Source organism: Acidaminococcus timonensis (genome assembly GCF_900106585.1).
GTDB classification, from domain to species: Bacteria; Bacillota; Negativicutes; order Acidaminococcales; family Acidaminococcaceae; genus Acidaminococcus; species Acidaminococcus timonensis.
Window position 1 is genome coordinate 669,713 of sequence record NZ_FNWH01000006.1, and the last position, 17,624, is coordinate 687,336.

General features: G+C 59.6%; 13 protein-coding genes. 12 read left to right on the plus strand and 1 reads right to left on the minus strand.

Going from position 1 to position 17,624, the window contains the following annotated elements; translation table 11 throughout:
* The first annotated feature begins 29 nt into the window (after positions 1-29).
* The 4 genes from BQ5462_RS07045 to BQ5462_RS07055 are packed head-to-tail and all read left to right on the plus strand — an operon-like array spanning position 30 to position 4,551.
* Positions 30-2,957 (plus strand): insulinase family protein, encoded by a 2,928-nt coding sequence (locus BQ5462_RS07045; RefSeq protein WP_071142660.1) that lies wholly within the window; start codon positions 30-32, stop codon positions 2,955-2,957.
* Between the two features lies 1 nt (position 2,958).
* Positions 2,959-3,111 (plus strand): hypothetical protein, encoded by a 153-nt coding sequence (locus BQ5462_RS11255; RefSeq protein WP_159429680.1) that lies wholly within the window; start codon positions 2,959-2,961, stop codon positions 3,109-3,111.
* Positions 3,083-4,123: a 3-deoxy-7-phosphoheptulonate synthase gene (locus BQ5462_RS07050; protein WP_071142661.1), complete on the plus strand. Its 1,041-nt coding sequence runs from the start codon at positions 3,083-3,085 to the stop codon at positions 4,121-4,123. Before BQ5462_RS11255 ends, BQ5462_RS07050 begins: the two co-directional genes overlap by 29 nt.
* A gap of 14 nt (positions 4,124-4,137) precedes the next feature.
* Entirely contained in the window at positions 4,138-4,551 is a 414-nt protein-coding gene (locus BQ5462_RS07055; RefSeq protein ID WP_071142662.1) for an amino acid-binding protein, read from the plus strand.
* 161 nt (positions 4,552-4,712) lie between these two features.
* Here BQ5462_RS07055 and BQ5462_RS07060 read toward each other — a convergent pair whose 3' ends face one another.
* Positions 4,713-5,756 carry a hypothetical protein gene (locus BQ5462_RS07060; RefSeq protein ID WP_143038031.1) on the minus strand — a complete coding sequence of 348 codons (1,044 nt, stop codon included), beginning with the start codon at positions 5,754-5,756 and terminating at the stop codon, positions 4,713-4,715.
* A gap of 138 nt (positions 5,757-5,894) precedes the next feature.
* Between BQ5462_RS07060 and BQ5462_RS07065 the strand changes: the two genes are divergently transcribed.
* The 8 genes from BQ5462_RS07065 (at position 5,895) to folE2 (ending at position 17,624) form a co-directional block, all read left to right on the plus strand.
* Complete coding sequence (locus tag BQ5462_RS07065; protein WP_071142664.1) at positions 5,895-8,915, plus strand: PD-(D/E)XK nuclease family protein; 3,021 nt, start codon at positions 5,895-5,897, stop codon at positions 8,913-8,915.
* A complete protein-coding gene (locus tag BQ5462_RS07070; RefSeq protein ID WP_071142665.1) occupies positions 8,916-12,335 on the plus strand; it encodes a UvrD-helicase domain-containing protein in 3,420 nt (1,139 codons plus the stop codon).
* Positions 12,336-12,464: 129 nt separating this feature from the next.
* Complete coding sequence (locus tag BQ5462_RS07075) at positions 12,465-13,130, plus strand: metal-dependent hydrolase (protein ID WP_071142666.1); 666 nt, start codon at positions 12,465-12,467, stop codon at positions 13,128-13,130.
* 131 nt (positions 13,131-13,261) lie between these two features.
* Positions 13,262-14,677 (plus strand): sodium:solute symporter family protein, encoded by a 1,416-nt coding sequence (locus BQ5462_RS07080; protein WP_071142667.1) that lies wholly within the window; start codon positions 13,262-13,264, stop codon positions 14,675-14,677.
* Positions 14,678-14,750: 73 nt separating this feature from the next.
* Positions 14,751-16,037, plus strand: a complete 1,287-nt coding sequence (locus tag BQ5462_RS11450; protein WP_071142668.1) for a glucosaminidase domain-containing protein — start codon at positions 14,751-14,753, stop codon at positions 16,035-16,037.
* Complete coding sequence (locus BQ5462_RS07090; protein WP_071143337.1) at positions 16,037-16,504, plus strand: tRNA (cytidine(34)-2'-O)-methyltransferase; 468 nt, start codon at positions 16,037-16,039, stop codon at positions 16,502-16,504. Before BQ5462_RS11450 ends, BQ5462_RS07090 begins: the two co-directional genes overlap by 1 nt.
* On the plus strand, positions 16,501-16,863 hold the full coding sequence (gene queD / locus BQ5462_RS07095; protein WP_071142669.1) for a 6-carboxytetrahydropterin synthase QueD: 363 nt from the start codon (positions 16,501-16,503) through the stop codon (positions 16,861-16,863). Before BQ5462_RS07090 ends, queD begins: the two co-directional genes overlap by 4 nt.
* Positions 16,860-17,624, plus strand: coding sequence for a GTP cyclohydrolase FolE2 (gene folE2 / locus BQ5462_RS07100; RefSeq protein WP_071143336.1), 765 nt, complete (start codon positions 16,860-16,862; stop codon positions 17,622-17,624). The genes queD and folE2 overlap by 4 nt, the downstream gene beginning before the upstream one ends.

The window sequence follows — 17,624 nt, forward strand, 5'->3', positions numbered from 1 at the left end:
TGTGAACCTCAAAGGAGATCTGATACAACATGGAACTGACTGTCCATAGCCAACACCATGGATTCACCGTCGATCGGGTGACTGAGCTGCCCGATATCGGCGCTACTGCCTATGAAATGACCCACGACAAGAGCGGGGCCCATCTGTTCTACCTGGCCACGAAGGACGACAACAAAGTCTTTACCATCGGCTTCCGTACCCCCAGCCAGGATGATACCGGCGTGGCCCACATCACGGAACATTCCGTCCTGTGCGGCAGCCGCAAATACAAACTGAAGGAACCGTTCGTGGAACTGGTGAAAGGGTCCCTGAACACGTTCCTGAATGCCATGACCTACACGGACAAGACCGTATATCCGGTGGCCAGCCGCAACGACAAGGACTTCCGCAATCTGGTGGATGTGTACCTGGATGCGGTATTCTACCCCCTGATTGCCGAAAATCCCTTTACCCTGCGCCAGGAGGGCTGGCACTATGAACTGGGAGCCGGCGAGGACAAGCCCCTGGTGTACAACGGAGTGGTGTACAATGAAATGAAGGGGGTGTATTCCTCCCCGGATGCCATCGAAGAACACGAAATCTGCAAGGCCCTGTTCCCGGACAGCCCCTACCGATTTGAATCCGGTGGCCTGCCCAGTGCCATCCCCGGTCTGACCCAGGAAGGGTTCGTGGCCTTCCACAAAAAGTACTACAGCCCGGAAAACAGCTATATCTACCTGTACGGTGACATGGATATCGATGACTACCTGGATTACTTCGACCGGGAATACCTGAGTGCCTTCCCGAAGACCGGTACCCTGAAGGTGGATATCCCCCTGCAGGCTCCCTTCGACCAGACGAAGGAAGTGAAGGCCACGTATCCGGTGCCCGTGGGTTCTGACACGAAGCATAAGACGTACCTGTCCATGAACATCGTAGTGGGCAGCGCCCTGGACCAGAAGCGGATCATGGCCCTGAAGCTCTTGACCCACGTGCTGCTGGACGGCAACAACGCCCCCCTGCGGCTGGCCCTGCTGCGGGCCGGCATCGGGTCCGACGTGTCCGGCAGCCTGAACGGCTCCCAGCTGCAGCCCGTGTTCACCGTGGAAGTGAGCGGAGCTGACCCTGAAAAGGAAGACGAATTCGTAAAGGTGGTCTACCGCACCCTGCAGGATCTGTCCCGGAACAAGATTCCCCGCCGTCTTCTGGAAGCGGAACTGAATTCTGAAGAATTCAAGATGCGGGAAGCCGATTTCAACATCTATCCCAAAGGCCTGATCTATGGTCTGAACGTAATGGAGACCTGGCTGTATGGCGGCGATCCCACCACCTGCCTGCAATTCACCCAGTGCCTGGACTTTTTGCGGGACGCCATCGACAAGGGCTATTACGAACAGCTCATCGAGACAGTGCTGCTGGACAATACCCACAAGTGCCTGCTGACCCTGACTCCGGAACCGGGCAAGGAAGAAAAGGAGGCGGAAGCCGCCAAAGAGAAGATGGCGGCCCTGAAAGCCACCTTCAGCCAGGAGAAACTGGAGGAAGTGGGGAAAATCGCCGACGAGCTCCACGCCCGGCAGGCTGCTCCGGACAGTCCGGAAGCATTGGCGTCCATTCCCCTTCTGAAGCGCTCTGACATCACCCGGAAGAACGATTACGAACATCCCCAGGTGACGAAAGAGGGGAAGCATACGAACCTGTACCTGGAGCAGTTCACCAACAAGATCGCCTACTTCGACTGGTGCTTCGACATGACCGGTGTACCGGAGGATCTGCTGTGCTACGCCTACCTGCTCACCGACGTATTGGGCAAGGTGGATACGGATGACTATTCCTATGAGGAACTGACCACCCTGAGCGATCTGTACCTGGGCGGACTGAACTTCGAAGTGAAGCCCTATGCCCTGTACAACGACACCAACACCTACCACAATGTGTTCAAGGTATCCGCCAAGGTACTGGAAAAGAACGAGGATAAACTGTTCCAGATCCTGGAAAGTATTGCCCTGCGCAGCCATGTAGGGGACAAAAAGCGGCTGAAGGAAATCGTCAGCGAAGTGAAGACGGACTGGGACAACAACTTCTTTGCCCGGGGCATGACCGTGGCCACCATCCGGCTGACCAGCTACTTCTCCCGCAGTGGGCGCAGCCTGGAACACGACCAGCTGACCTACTACAAGTTCCTGCAGGATCTGTGGGCCCACTTTGACGAGAAAGTCGATGCGGTGGCAGAGAAACTGCAGCTGCTGCTGCCGGCCTTCTTCCACCAGGATGAACAGATGGCTTCCCTGAGCTGTGAAAAGAACATGGAAGCTGCGGCCCGCAGCCGGATGGACGCTTTTGTGGCCCGGCTGCCCCACAGCCCCTATGCGGGCAAATCCATGCCGGAACTGCCGGCGGGAGACATCAACGAAGGCATCACCACCAGCGGCAAGGTCCAGTACGTGCTGGCCGGGGGGAACTTCCGGGATCACGGATACGCATACACCGGGGCCATGAAGGTGCTGGAGACCATCCTGCGCTATGGCTACCTGTGGACGAAGATCCGGGTCCAGGGCGGTGCCTACGGGGCCGGTACCCGGTTCGATCCCAGCGGGGTGATGTATCTTTCCAGCTACCGGGATCCCAAACTGGCGGAAAGCCTGCAGGCCTACCGGGATCTGCCCGCCTATCTGGAGACCTTCAAAGCCTCTGACCGGGAAATGACCAAGTACGTGATTGGGACCATCAGCCTGGTGGACACGCCGCTGACTCCGGCCATGCACCTGGAAAAAGCCATCACCACCGTGCAGAAACAGCTGCCGGAAGCCCTGGCCCAGAAGAAACGGGATCAGATCATCGACTGCAGTGTGGAGGACATCCGGGCCCTGGCACCGCTGGTACGGGATGTGCTGGCAGATGGCTATTTGTGCGTGGTAGGCGGACAGACCAAGATCGAAGAGAACAGAGATCTGTTTCACAGGATCCTGAAGGCCTGACATGGACAGGGAAAAGCCCATCAAATTGACGAAAAAAGAGATCCAGCTGTTCAGCACTTACGGGTGCATGGTAGTCAATACCGTGGACAGCGACGAAAAGGATCAGGATACAAAGGAGGAAGAACATGGATCTGGAGATGGAGTTCATCCGTAAAATGCCCTCTCCCCAGGAACTCAGGATGGAGCATCCTGTGGAACCGGCCATTTACGAAACCAAGCGGCGCCGGGATGCGGAAATCCGCGACATCCTGACCGGCAGGGACAACCGGTTCCTGCTGATCATCGGCCCCTGCTCCGCCGATAACGAAGAGGCTGTGGTGGATTACTGCCACCGGCTGGCCAAAGTACAGGAACAGGTGAAGGACACCCTGTACATCATCCCCCGGGTATATACCAACAAACCCCGGACCATTGGGGTGGGGTACAAGGGGATGCTGCATCAGCCCGACCCGGAAGGGAAGGAAGATATGCTGGCCGGCATCATCGCCTGCCGGGATATGCACGTGCGGGTGATCCGGGAAACCGGCTTCACCTGTGCGGAAGAGATCCTGTATCCGGAAAACCACCGGTACCTGTCCGATCTGGTGAGCTATGCTGCCATCGGAGCCCGGTCCGTGGAAGACCAGCTGCACCGGATGATCGCCAGCGGCGTGGGCATCCCTGTGGGCATGAAGAATCCCACCAGCGGCGACATTTCCGTCATGCTGAACTCCATTGCGGCAGCCCAGCATGAACAGCAGTTCCTGTTCCGGGGCTGGGAAGTACGGACCCGGGGCAACCTCCTGGCCCATGCCATCCTGCGGGGGTATGTGGACAAGTTCGGCAAGAGCCTGCCCAACTACCATTACGAAGACCTGGTGCGGCTGAACGAAGAATACGCCAAACGGGACCTGCAGAATCCGGCTGTGGTCATCGACGCCAATCATGCCAATTCCGGCAAGAAGTACCTGGAGCAGATCCGGATCGCCAACGACGTGCTGTACAGCCGCCACATGAACCCGGACCTGAAGAAGCTGGTGAAGGGCATCATGATTGAAAGCTACATCGAAGACGGCAACCAGAAGATCGGGGAAGGGGTCTATGGCAAGTCCATCACCGACCCGTGCCTTGGCTGGGAAAAGACGGAAGCCCTGATTCTGGAGCTGGCCGGCCGCGTAGATTACTGAGGGAGGAACACACCATGCTGAAACAGATTTCGCTTTTTGCTGCGAACCATAAAGGCGCCCTGGGCAAGATCACCAATGCCCTGGCCAAAGAGCACATCAACATCTATACCATGCTGGCCACCGACAGCGCCGAATTCGGAATCATCCGCCTGATCCTGGACAAACCCGACAAGGGCCTGGAAGTGCTGAAGAACGCCGGCTATCAGTGCCGCATCGACTATGTGACCGCCGTGGATATGGGCAGCGACACCCCGGGCACCCTGGACAAGATCCTGACCCATCTGAGCCAGGCCAACGTGTTCGTGCGGTACCTGTACATCTCCTTTGACCGGAAAACCAGCAGCCCCATCGTGGTGCTGAAAACCGACGAACCCGAGACAGAAACCTTCCTGAAGGGAAAGGGATATACCCTGCTGGACCGGTTCTGAGGAAAAGAGGGGACACAACGTAAAAAGAAAAGGCGCTGTGAAAAAATCATCCACAGCGCCTTTATTTCGTTAGCGTCAGCTGGCTTCCATCGGCTAGTCACTAGAGACTAGTGACGGGGTGTGAAAAAGTATTTTTTCACACCCCCTTTTTTTGATGCCTTTTACAGGGTCAGGGCAAAGATCTTGATTTCCACCAGTTTGGTCTGGGCATTCCGTACATAGGCCAGGATCCCCAGGGTCTTTCCGTCCATGGGAGCCAGCCGGGCCACATTCAGGTTGTCGCCCAGCACTTTGGAACTGTTCAGGTTCCCCAGGTACTTCCCGTCCAGGGTCCAGAACTTCAGGGTGAACCCGTCGGCCACCACCAGATAGTTGTCCAGTACGGCCATGTCGATCAGGTTGTAGATGGAATCCTTATCGGTCTGGATGGGGCTGCCGAAGCTTTTCAGCAGTTTCCCCTGGGGGGTGAACGCATCCACCATGAACAGCCCGTTGGGCTTGATCCGCCCACCGGCGTAGATGGTTCCCTTGCCGGTGACCCGCACCTGGGTCAGCCCGCCGGTGAAAGGCTTTTTCCGGTTGTGCAGGAAGGAGGGCTTGTTCTGCTCGAAGGCCCCGTCCTTGTACACTGCCAGGGTGAAGTTGTCGTTGCCGTACAGATAGCCCTGGCTGTAGTCCGGCAGGAATTCCACCCTGGTGGCCGTGGTATTGCCCTTCAGGCTGATGATGTCGTTGCCGTCCCGCAGGGTGTGCATCCCTTTCTTCACATACACCACATCGTTGTTTTGGGCGATGTTCACGCTGAGCACCATCTTATCCCGGATGGTCTCCGTGCCCTTGTTCCCGAAGCTGCGCAACGGGTACAAACTGCCGTCCCGGTTGGTGAAGGCCTGGACCGCGGTGGTTTCCCCGTCCTGGCTGCGCAGGGCCAGGTAGAACCTGCTGTGATCCCGGATGAGGAAGCCCAGGATCTTGTCCACGTCGTAGCTTGTCAGCTCCGGGGTGTTCAGCCGCTGCAGTTTCATGCTGGTCTTGCCCAGCTCCACAGTCTGCACAGGCTGGGGCTTCAGATGGATGATCCGCAGCTGGATCTCCGTCCGGTAATTATACGCCGCAATCCCCACCATCACCAGTACTGTCAGCAGCAGGAACAGTACCTTGTGGGAGAAGCGGTGTTTCTTTTTTTGTTTCTCTGTTTCTGGCAAAACAGCCGACCTCCTTTGGCTCATTGTTTCTAGTATACCATAAGCCACGGCCGGGAGGCCAGTGACTGGCGGCCAAATGCAAAATACGCTACAATAAAAGAAGTGTGAACGGAATTTTCAGAAGAAAGGATGGTTGCCATGAGTGGTACGCTGTATTCCCTGCCCCTGGGAGGGTCCATGGAGGGACCCTTTCTGGAGGAGGCCCATAAGCGGCCGTATGGGGACACCCTGTTCCTGGTGCCCAATCGGTTCTATCTCCAGCGGATCCGGCAGAATCGGGCCAATGCCATCAGCATCGATAAACTGCCCCGGGAGATCCTGCGGGCCAACGACCGGCTGGGCCAGGTCCGGAGCGTCACCCGTCCAGCCCAGAAAAAATTATTGGAACACGCCCTGCAGTATCTGGAAAAGAAGGGGAACCTGACCTATTTCGGGTCGCTGAAGGAACGGACCGGGTTCCGGGACAACCTGCTGGCCCTTTTCGATGAATTCACCCGGGCAGGACTGGACTGGAAGACGTTCCATGAAGCCCTGCAGGCCTGGGGGCGTACAGGGACTCCGAAAGAAAAGGACCTGGAACTGGATCAGCTCTATACCCTCTATACGTTCCAATTGCAGGAGCAGCACCTGCTGGACCTGAGCCAGCTGTACGCCCGGGCGGCGGAGGTGCTGGAGGAAGAGGGGGCCAGGGTGCCCTGGAAACAGTGCTTCTTCCTGGCGTTCTACCAGTTCGACCCAGTGCAGCTGCAGCTGGTGAAGGCCCTGGCCCGGAAATGCGACGTGGCCGTGGCGGTGTTCTACGACCCCCGGCGTCCCGAGCTGTCGGCGGCTACGGAAAAGATCCACAGCGACCTGCAGGGAGCCGGCTTCACCGAAGTGAAAGGGGAGACCCGGCGCAACCTGCCGGAGGATCTGGCGGCCTTTGACGGAAGGTGGAACCCGGGGATCCGGTGGGGAAACCCGGCCTCCTCCATCCACCTGGGGGAAGGGGGCAGTCCCGAAACGGAGCTCCGCCTGGCCTTGACCTCCATGAAAGAAAAGCTCCAGAACGGGGCCAGCCCGGAGGATTTCGTGGTGATCGTGCGGAAAATGGCCGATTACCAGGGACTGGTGCGGTCCTTTGCCCAGTATGACATCCCCTGTCGGCTGCCCCAGGTGACAGGCCTGGCGGGCCAGCCTCTGCCGGACTTTTTGACGAAGCTGCTGGCGGTGGTCACGGACCGGGAGAACCTGGCCAAATGGCAGGACCTGCTGCGCTGCACGCTGATGGCCGACCTGTTCGGCGTGGACCGGGACGCCCTGGAAGAGGAATATACCCGGACGTACTTCCCTTCGGCGGACGACTATCGTTTCTATTTGAAAAAAGGCGTTGTGGCGGAGGCATTCTGGACGCTGCTGGACTTTTTCCAGAAGGACCATACGCCGAAGGAGTGGCAGGCCGGCCTGCAGCAGCTGCTGGAAGACTGGCAGCTGCCCAAAGCCTGGGGCGAACGCTACCGGGCCGGGCAGTCGGACCTGCTGCAGGGCAAGGTGCTGGGGCAGACGGTGGACTTTGTGGTAAAGACCCTGCAGGAACTGGTGAAGAGCCTGGAGCAGTGCGGCGAAGCGGATCAACCCTTTTCCCCGAAAGAATTCCAGACGTTCTGGCAGGAGTCCCTGCAGGGCAAGACCCTGCCCCTCAGCCAGGGCGATCCCCGGGGTGTACGGGTGCTGGAGGCCGGTTCCGTGGAAGGGGTGGATTTCCCCTATGTGTACATTTTGGGCCTGCGGGAGGGACTGTTCCCCCAGGTGAAGCGGGAAAGCTGGCTGTACAGCGACAAGGAGCGGGCCATGCTGAATACCCTGGGGGTGGAACTGTCCCTGACGGCCCGGGCCCTGGAGACGGACCGGTACTTCTTTGGTTCCGCGGTGGCCCTGGCCACAAAGGAACTGTACCTGAGCTGGTATCGGGACGAGGAAGGGGGACCCAGCTCGTACATCCAGGAGCTGGAGAATTTCTATGCTCCGGACAGCCTGCCGGTGACCATATACCAGGACGGGCCGGACACCTGTGCCAGCAAGCCCCTGCTGGTGAACCTGCTGGCAGAGCAGCCCTGTCTGGGCCCTGAAGAGGAGGATTTTCTGCTGGACGCTGTGGGCCGGGATTTCCCGGACCGGTGCCGGACGGTGACGGCCCGCTGGGAGAAAACGTGCGGCCCCTGGAACGGACAGGTGGACCCCAAACCCATCCGCCAGCTGCAGCGGCCTCTGCACCTTTCAGCCAGCAGCCTGGACGAGTATCTGCAGTGCCCCTTTGCCATGCTGGTGGGCCGGTTGTGGAAACTGCAGCCCTGGCAGGACCGGACAGCCTGGCCCACCCCCGATGTGGTGGGGAATCTGCTGCACCAGACCCTGGCGGCGTTTCTGGGGAACCATCTGGACCAGTCCCTGGCAGACCTGCCGGAAAAGCAGCTGCAGCAGGAACTGAAAGACATCTACGAAGCCAGCTTCCAGAAACTGGTGGAAGACGGACTGATTCCCCAAAGCCCGCTGCTTTCCCACATCCGCAAGGTGTATGGGACCATGCTGTCCATCTGGCTGCATAAGGAAGCAGGCTACCAGCAGCAGGACGGGCTGGAACTGCGGCCCCACCACCTGGAATGGGCCTTTGGACGCAAGGGCAGTCCCTGGCCGGCTCTCATCCGGGAGGTGGACGGGGAAAAGGTCTACTTCTCCGGCCAGATCGACCGGATCGACAAGAACGGGGATGCGGTTGCGGTGCTGGACTACAAGAGCGGCCAGCCTCCCACAGGCGGCGACCTGACCCGGGGCCGGGTGGTGCAGCTGCCCCTGTATATGGACGCCCTGGAACAACTGGGGCATGTATCCCGGGAAAAGATCCTGGGCGGAGGCTACTGCGCCCTGAAGACGGGCGAGCGCACCGGAGGCCTGTGGAATCCGGTGGTGAAGGACAGGCAGCCCTGGATGAAGCGGAAACGGCCGGCGGATCTGGCCACGGTGGAGGCTGCCGCGGAAGTATCCATCACGAAGGTGGTGCAGGGGCTCCGGCAGGGAGAATTTCCCGCCAGCCCCAGCGGTACCTGTCCGGACTGGTGCCCGGCAAAGGATATCTGCCGCATTGCGGAAAACCCCAATCTGTTGAAACAGGAGGATGAGTAAATGGCCAATTTTACCCCACAGCAGCAGCAGGCCATCGAGACCCTGGACCGGAACGTATCCGTGTCTGCCGGGGCCGGCTCGGGCAAGACCCGGGTGCTGGTGGAACGGTTCCTGAAGATCCTGGAAGACCGGAAACAGAAGGTGCTGGCGGCCAAACAGCTGAACCAGACCCTGACGGCTCCGGTGCTGGAGATCCTGGCCATCACCTTCACCCGCAAAGCTGCCCGGGAAATGCGGGAACGGGTGCAGAAGGGCATCCGGGAGCGGCTGGACGAAGCAACGGACCCGGAGAGCAAGGCCTACTGGCAGCAGCAGCTCCAACTGGCCGACCGGGCACCCATCACCACCATCGACAGCTTCTGTTCCCAGGTGTTGCGGGAGAACCCGGTGGAGGCCGGACTGGATCCCAATTTCCAGGTGCAGGAGGAATTCCAGATCAGGGCGTTCCAGCAGCAGGCCACGGAGACGTTCGTGGCCCGGGAGGTGCAGCAGGGTTCAGAGGAAATCCGGGGCCTGCTGGAGCTGTATCCGGCCTGGCAGCTCAGCAGCAAACTGCTGGGGCTGCTGGATGCCCTGCCGGATATTTTAAAGGAAGGGGACCTGGGTGCCCCCTATGAAAAGAGCCTGCAGGGAGAAACGGATCTGCAAATTGCGGCAGAAAGCGCCCTGGATGCCCTGCTGCAGAACCGGGACCAGGCCGGAGCCCGGACCCGGCAGACGCTGGACGCCCTGAACGACGACCGGGAGGCGCTCCACCACCTGATCGTCCACAAAGACTATGGCACGTTCCGGGACCGCCTGGGCGGCCTGGCGGCCAGGGGCAAGATCGCAGACCTGGTGAAAGAACTGAAAAACGCCGTGGTCAGCCTGCTCACCCTGGCCCTGGACGAAGCGGGAGCACAGCAGGCCCGGTGGTGGCAGGCCCTGCTTACCCGGTATCGGGAATTTTTGCAGACCCAGCAGGAACAGCAGGAAATGTACAGCTTCGGCTATCTTTCGGCCAAAGCCGTGGACCTGCTGGAACGGGATCCGGTGGTGCGTCGGCGCTACCAGGAGCAGTTCCGGTACCTGATGGTGGATGAGTTCCAGGATACCAACGATGAGCAGAAACGGCTGGTATACCTGCTCTGCGGCGGTGACAGCAAAGAACTCAAAGGGAAGAACCTGTTCGTGGTGGGGGACGCCAAGCAGAGCATCTACCGGTTCCGGGGCGCCGATGTGAGCGTATTCCATCAGGTGCGGGAAGACATTGCAAAGACCGGTGGGGTGAACATCGTCATGGACGACAACTTCCGGTCTGCCCCGGAGATCATCACGGCCTGCAACACCCTGTTCGACGACCTGCTGGGGCACAGCGACCAGTCCGACGTGACGGCCCAGCCTCTGAAGGCCCACCAGCCTGCCAGCGCCAAGCCGGAATTCCTGGTGCTGAAGAAGGGAGACTGCAGCCAGCCCCAGTGCCAGCAAGGGGAAGGCCGGGTGGTGGCCGAAAAGATCCGGCAGCTGGTGGCTGACCACCCGGAACTGCACTACGGGGACGTGGCCATCCTGGTGCCCGCCATCCATCTGTCCCGGCAGTACGAGGAGGCCCTGACGGCCCTGGGCATCAAGAGCCAGGTCAGCGACGGCAAGGGCTTCTACGACAGGCCGGAGGTGGTGGATCTGATCAATCTGCTCACATTTCTGCTGAATCCCCGCAAGGAATGGGCTCTGGCCGGGTTCCTGCGCAGCCCCTTCGTGGGGCTGACGGATGCCCGGATCTCGGACCTTATGATGGAACACTGGCCGGAGCTGAAACTGCGGATGAGCCTCCACGAACGGCTGGAATACAGCGCTCTCGACGAAAAACTGGACCATCTGCAGCGGCTGGCGGATGGGCTGGGCCTGCCGGAACTGCTGGACGCCATCCAGGAGGCCTTCGCCCTTGAACCCACGTTGCTGCGTCAGAAAGGTGGCCGGGAAAAACTGGCCAACGTGCGCAAGCTGCGGGCCATGGCTGTGAACGATGCCATGGAAAAGGGCTCTACGGCCCGGGATTTCCTGGCCCGGCTGAACCTGATGCGCACCCTGTCGGCCCGGGAAAGCGCCGCCAACCAGGAGGACGACCGGGATGCGGTGAAGATCATGACCATCCACAAATCCAAGGGGCTGGAATTCCCGGCGGTCTTCCTGCCCGACCTGTCCAGGAAAGACCCTTCCGATACCCTGGGCCTGCAGTTTCTGCCCAAGGTGGGATTTGGCGTGAAGGTGCCCGACGGCCAGGGTGGCATGGTGGCCACATCGGTGTATGCCCAGGCCCGGGAGGAAAGGCGGAAGCTGGAGCTGGCGGAAAAGCACCGGCAGCTGTACGTGGCCATGACCCGTGCGGAAAAGTACCTTTGCCTGGTGAATGTGGACGAGACGAAGGAGGATGGCAAAAAGTCCGGCTCTTCGGGCCAGGAAAAGTGGGGTCAGTCCATCCAGCGGGTGTTCGCCCCGGACGGGCCCAACGGGGACCAGATGGAAAGCGAGGAGCTGGACGTGGCGGAAGTGCTGGCGGCGGACCTGGCGGCCGGGAGCGGGGAACAGGCGAAGGCCTTTACCCTGGACCCGGCGGTGTACGACAGGGTGCAGCCTGTTGTTGTGCACCGGGAGCTGCGGCTTTCGGCCAGTGCCCTGCTGGAATACGACAACTGCCCCCGGAGTTTCTTCTATCATTATAGGTTGCAGATGCCGGGCATCGAGCCCGAGATTGCCGGTACCGGTACGGGCCGCATCTCTGCCATCCGGCTGGGCACCTATGTACACCGGGTGCTGGAGCTGCAGCTGAAGGGGTGCCCGTTGGAAGAGGCACTGGACGAGGCCCTGGCTGTGCTGGGGGACGACAACCGGAAGGAACTGAGAGAGGACGAAGAAGGGGAGGATACCCTGACCCAGGCCATGAAAACCACCTTCCGGCGGGAAGGAAAGAAGCTGGTGGACCAGTACTGCGCCAGCCCTCTGTACCAGGGTATGGCCGAAGAGCAGGCCCAGGCGGAAGTGGGATTCGAACTGCCCCTCTATACGTTCGAGGACGGCACCGTGGTGTTTCAGGGCAGCATCGACCGGCTGGTGGATCTGGGCGGGGATCAGTTGGGCATCGTGGACTACAAGACGGGACATCCGCCCACAGGGGGAGAAGAGCGCCAGGGTTATACCCGGCAGCTGACCATCTACGCCAAAGCGGCGGAAACCCTGTATCCGGGCAGGAACGTGGCCTGGGCCCGGCTGCACTTCCTGCAGGACTGCAGCTCCTGGGAACTGCAGGACCGGCCCCGGGAAGAGAAAAAACTGGAACAGCTTCTGGAAAAGCTGGTACAATATAAAGAAGAACGGGACTTTCCGGTGCATGCCGATGGCTGCGCGTTCTGTCCGTACAGTTATTTTTGCAAAAAAGAATAGAAGTCAGATGTCAGATGTCAGCCTGGACCAGCAGGCCGTTTGTCCGATTTGCTTGTCCCGGTTTTTTCTGACATCTGGAGCTCCCGCAGGGAGCGAGTCTGACTTCTGACATCTCAAGGAGGGATTTCCATGTTACAATTCCACTATATCCATCATTCTGCCTTTACCCTGAGTGACGGCAGGACCACCCTGCTGTTCGATCCCTATCTGGAGGGCAATCCGGAGGGGCTGGAACCTTCCGACATCAAAGCGGATGCCATCCTGGTGTCCCATTACCATGGGGACCATCTGGGCGCTGCCTATGAAATCGCCAAAGCCAATGACGCCCTGATCATCTCCACGGCGGAAATCGCCAATGATGCAGCATCCCATGGCCTGCGCTCCCACGCCATGCACCTGGGCGGCACCCATACCTTCCCCTTCGGAAGGGTACGCCTGACCCCGGCCTTCCACGGCAGCGGCATTGCCGGCGGCCATGCCTGCGGCTTCATCGTGGAATTCGGCGGCAAGACCGTCTACTTCGCCGGCGACACCAGCGTGTTCGGTGACATGGCCCTGCTGCCCCGGCTGGAAAAGATCGACTATGCCCTGCTGCCCATCGGGGACAACTTCACCATGGGACCCAAAGACGCCCGCCTGGCGGCTGAACTGCTGCAGGCGCCCGTGGTGATTCCCATCCACTACAGCACCTGGCCTGTGATCGCCCAGGATCCGGAAGCCTTTAAGGCCGATGTGGAAGCCACCACCACCAGTAAAGTATGGGTGGTGAAACCGGGCAGCACCGTGGAATTGTAGAAAAAGTGTAAGAAAAACCCCCGATTTGTTACACAACCGGTATCCTTCCTTTACAACAGCCCGCAAGTACAGTACAATGGAATCTGTTGAATTCCCGTAGGACTTTTACTACTATTTTTGGGGTGATGTTGTTGAATTGGTATTTGGCGGTTATTATCGGGTATGCGTTTTTACTGATCCTGCTGGGACATCTGGTGGGGAAACATGTGAAAGGAGCCTCTGACTTCTTTGTAGGCGGACGGTCTTTTGGGGCAGGGCTCCTTTTTACGACTCTGATTGCAGCCAACATCGGGGCCGGGTCAACGGTTGGGGTCACCGGGCTGGCCTATAAGTTCGGGGTCTCCAGCTGGTGGTGGATCGGCTGCAGCGGCCTGGGGTCTCTGATCCTGGCCTACATTGTGGGGCCTGCCGTGTGGCGGGTGGCCAAGAAGCACAGTCTGTATACCATGGGGGATTACCTGGACCTGCGGTACGGCCGTCCCTTCCGGGGTGTGACGTCCACCATGATGGCCATCGGGACCCTGGCCCTGTTTTCCGGTCAGCTGCTGGGCATTGCCTGGATCCTGAATGTGGTGGCCGGCGTGGAGAAACTGTACGGCATCATCATTGCGGCCGTGGTGGTGACGCTGTACTTCTCCGCCGGAGGCATCAAGAGTGCGGCCATTGTGAACATCATCGAACTGATCGTGATCCTCCTGGGGTTCTGTGTGGCCACTCCCTTCGCCCTGCAGTACGTAGGGGGCTGGGAAGGACTCCACACCGCGGTGGCAGCCCATATGGACACGGCCGCTACCGCCCGGTATTTTTCCTGGGACGGCATGGGGAGTACGGCCATCCTGGGGTATTTCCTGATGCTGACTCCAGCTTTCTGCATTTCTCCGGGCCTGATCGGCAAGGTGTATGCAGCCAGGGATGAAAAAGCCGTGCGCCGGGGAACCCTGTGGAACGGCATCGTGCAGCTGCTGTTCGCCTTCCTGCCCACCATCATCGGCATGTGCGCCTTTGCGGCGTTCCCTGAGCTGGGCAACCAGGAACTGGCCCTGCCCAAGGCCATGAAGGAAATGATGCCCTTCGGTATTTCAGCCCTGGCTCTGGCGGCCATTTTCGCTGCAGAAGTAAGTACCTGCGATACGGTACTGTACATGCTGGCCACCAGCCTGTCCAAGGACCTGTACCAGACTTTCTTCCGGCCCGATTTGGACGATGCGGGCCTTTTGAAAGTGAGCCAGAAGCTCACCGTGGTCTGCGGCGTCGTGGGCGTATTCATCGCCTATTATATGGCCAACATCATTACGGCCCTGGCCATTTTCTACAGCTTGATGACCGTGTCCCTGGCGGCCCCCTTCCTGTTCGGCCTGTTCCAGGAGAAAGCCTCCACCAAAGGGGCTTTCTGCTCTGCCATCATCGGCGTGGCCGTGGTGCTGGGCCTGAAAATCTTCAACGGGGGCAAGGGCATCGGCATCCTGAATGCCACCAGCCTGGGCATCCTGGTAGCGGCGGTGATCATGCTGGCAAGCCTGTGGGTGGTGCCGAAAAAGGAAAAGTGAAGAGGGAAGAGAAGGCCGGTGTGGCCGTACATTCACTACCCACTAACCACTAAACGCAAGGAGTACACAACCATTGAAAACCAACCATAAACGTCTTCTGCTGGGGCTTGTCACGGCGGCTGTGCTGCTGCCGGGCACTGCTTCTGCGGCTCCTTTGAACGCAGTTCTGGCGCCCAGGGATCCCGCCGTGGAACCGGTTTCCCTGGACGAGACCGCACCTGCTGCCGGCTCCCGGCCGGCGGGGGAGAAACCGGCCCGGGCCAGGAAGGAACACCGGCACCAGCAGGAAACTCTGGAAAAAAAAGAACAATCGGATCAAACCGGTACCCAGGGGACCAAAAGCTTCCTGGAGCGGCTGCGGGAGAAATTCCGGGGCCACGGTGACGGCGGCACCCGGGAGGAAGCCGGACCGGAGGGAAAACCGGCCAAACTGGAAAAATCCGTCCCACCGGAAAAACCGGCTCTGGACGAAAAAACTGAGAAACCGGAAAAACAGGCAAGGGACAGAAAACCTGAGAAACCGGCCAAACCGGAAAAACCGGCAAAGCACGAGAAATCCGGAAAACCGGGCAGGGATCTCCCTCCTGCGGACTTGACCAGACTGGGACCGGCGGACCCGGACAGCCTGGTGATCCGCAAGGGTCTGCTTTCCATCACCGGCAAAAAAATGCAACTGCCCAGGTATTACAACCCGGACAAGCTGCTGCGCCTGGAAAACCAGGACAAGGCGGTGGAGGATCCCAGCCTGAAGATCATCATCAATGCACTGACCACCACTGCCAGCCTGTGGAACCTGCCGGCCAACTACCGGCAGGAACCCATTGCCGGGCCCGGAGAGGTCACCCGTGACCAGGCTGTGACTCTGCTGCGGCGCTACAACCAGGACCTGCCCATCAAGGCCACCCCGGAACAGATCGTGGATCTGTATTACCAGGAAGCCGGCCGGGAGGGGCTGCGCTGGGATGTGGTGTTCTGCCAGGCCCTGCTGGAGACCGGATTTTTCCATTTCGGCGGCACGGTGGTCCCCGAGCAGAACAACTTCTGCGGCCTGGGCACCACCAGCGCCACGGTGCGGGGAGCCTATTTTGCCACGCCCCGGGAGGGGGTACGGGCCCATGTGCAGCATCTGATGGCCTATACCACTGACCGGCTGCCCCAGACGCCGGTGATCGATCCCCGGTACTATCTGGTGTACAAAACAAAACTGCAGAATCACAGCTTCTTCACCCACTGGTCCCAGCTGAACGGCAAATGGGCCACGGGCAGCTACTACGCAGAAAAGATCCTGAACCTGCATGAACAGATGAAACAGATCGTTGCCATCAGCGATACCGATTGGGATGGAGGCCTTTTGAAATGATGCATGTTGTACTGGTAGAGCCGGAAATTCCCGGCAACACGGGAAACATTGCCCGCCTGTGTGCGGCCACGGGAGCGTCCCTGCATCTGGTGCGTCCCCTGGGCTTTTCGGTGGACGATAAATATCTGAAACGGGCCGGGCTGGATTACTGGCACCTGGTGGATGTCCATTACTACGATTCGGTGGAGGAAGTCCTGGCCGAATACCCGGACAGCCCCCGGTTCCTTCTGACCACCCATGCCCATCATTCTTACAGCCGTGTCCATTACGGTCCGGATTCCCTGCTGATCTTCGGCAAGGAAAGTGCCGGACTGCCGGAAGCGTTCCGCAACGCCCATGCGGATGAGTGTGTACGCATCCCCATGGTCAGCGAGGCACGGTCCCTGAACCTGGCCAATTCGGTGGCCATTGTGCTGTACGAGGCCTTACGACAGAATGATTTTGACCTTCAGGAGGGAACCATATGATCTGTATCAAGGAATTCGAGTTCGACGCGGCCCATTACCTGCCCAACTATCACGGCAAATGCGAACATCTCCATGGCCACACCTACAAGCTGGTGGTGAAAGTGGAAGGCAGGCCCGATGAAGAAGGCATGGTGCTGGATTTTGTCCAGTTCAAACATACGGTGAACGAGCTGGTGGTGGACAAACTGGACCACCACTGCCTGAACGACATCCTGCCCAACCCTTCGGCGGAAAACATTGCCCTGTGGGTGTGGAAGCAGCTCCACGATGTGCTCCACGGGCCCAACTATGCCCTGCATGAGGTCCAGGTCTGGGAGACGAAGACCAGCGGGATCGTATATCGAGGTGAAGTATGCTGAAAGACGTACAGGCACAAAAAGACGAGCGGAACATTGCCCTGAAACATGTGGGCATCAGGAACCTGCGCTGGCCCATTGTGCTGGCTGACAGGGAAAAGGGCACCCAGCCCACGGTGGCCACGGTGAGCCTGGCGGTGGATCTGCCCCGGGAACAGCGGGGCACCCACATGAGCCGGTTCGTGGAATGCCTGAAGCAGGTGGGCCCCATCCGCCCCTTCGAACTGGAACAGGTGCTGGACGGGCTGAAGCAGAAGCTGGAGGCCCGGAAGGCCATGCTGCAGTTCGACTGCCCCTATTTCATCACGAAAAAGGCGCCGGTCAGCGGCATCGAAAGCTACCTGGATGTGGACTGCCATTTCAAGGCGGAAAAAGGGGAGACCTTCTCCCTGGAAGTGGGGGTGGACGTGCCCATCCATACCCTGTGCCCCTGCTCCAAGGAAATCAGCCGATACGGGGCCCACAACCAGCGGGCCTGGGCAAGGATGCGCATCCGCAGCACCGGACCTGTATGGATCGAGGAACTGGTGGCCATGGCGGAGAAGGGGGCTTCCACCCCGCTGTATTCCCTGCTGAAACGGCCGGACGAGAAATGCGTCACGGAGATGGCCTATGAGAATCCCCGGTTCGTGGAGGATGCGGTCCGGGAAATCGCCCTGCAGCTGGAGGCCGATGATCGCATCGACTGGTATGAAGTCACTGTGGAGAGCGAAGAGAGCATCCACAACCACAATGCCTTTGCAACCGTAGAAAAAGAGGTGTAA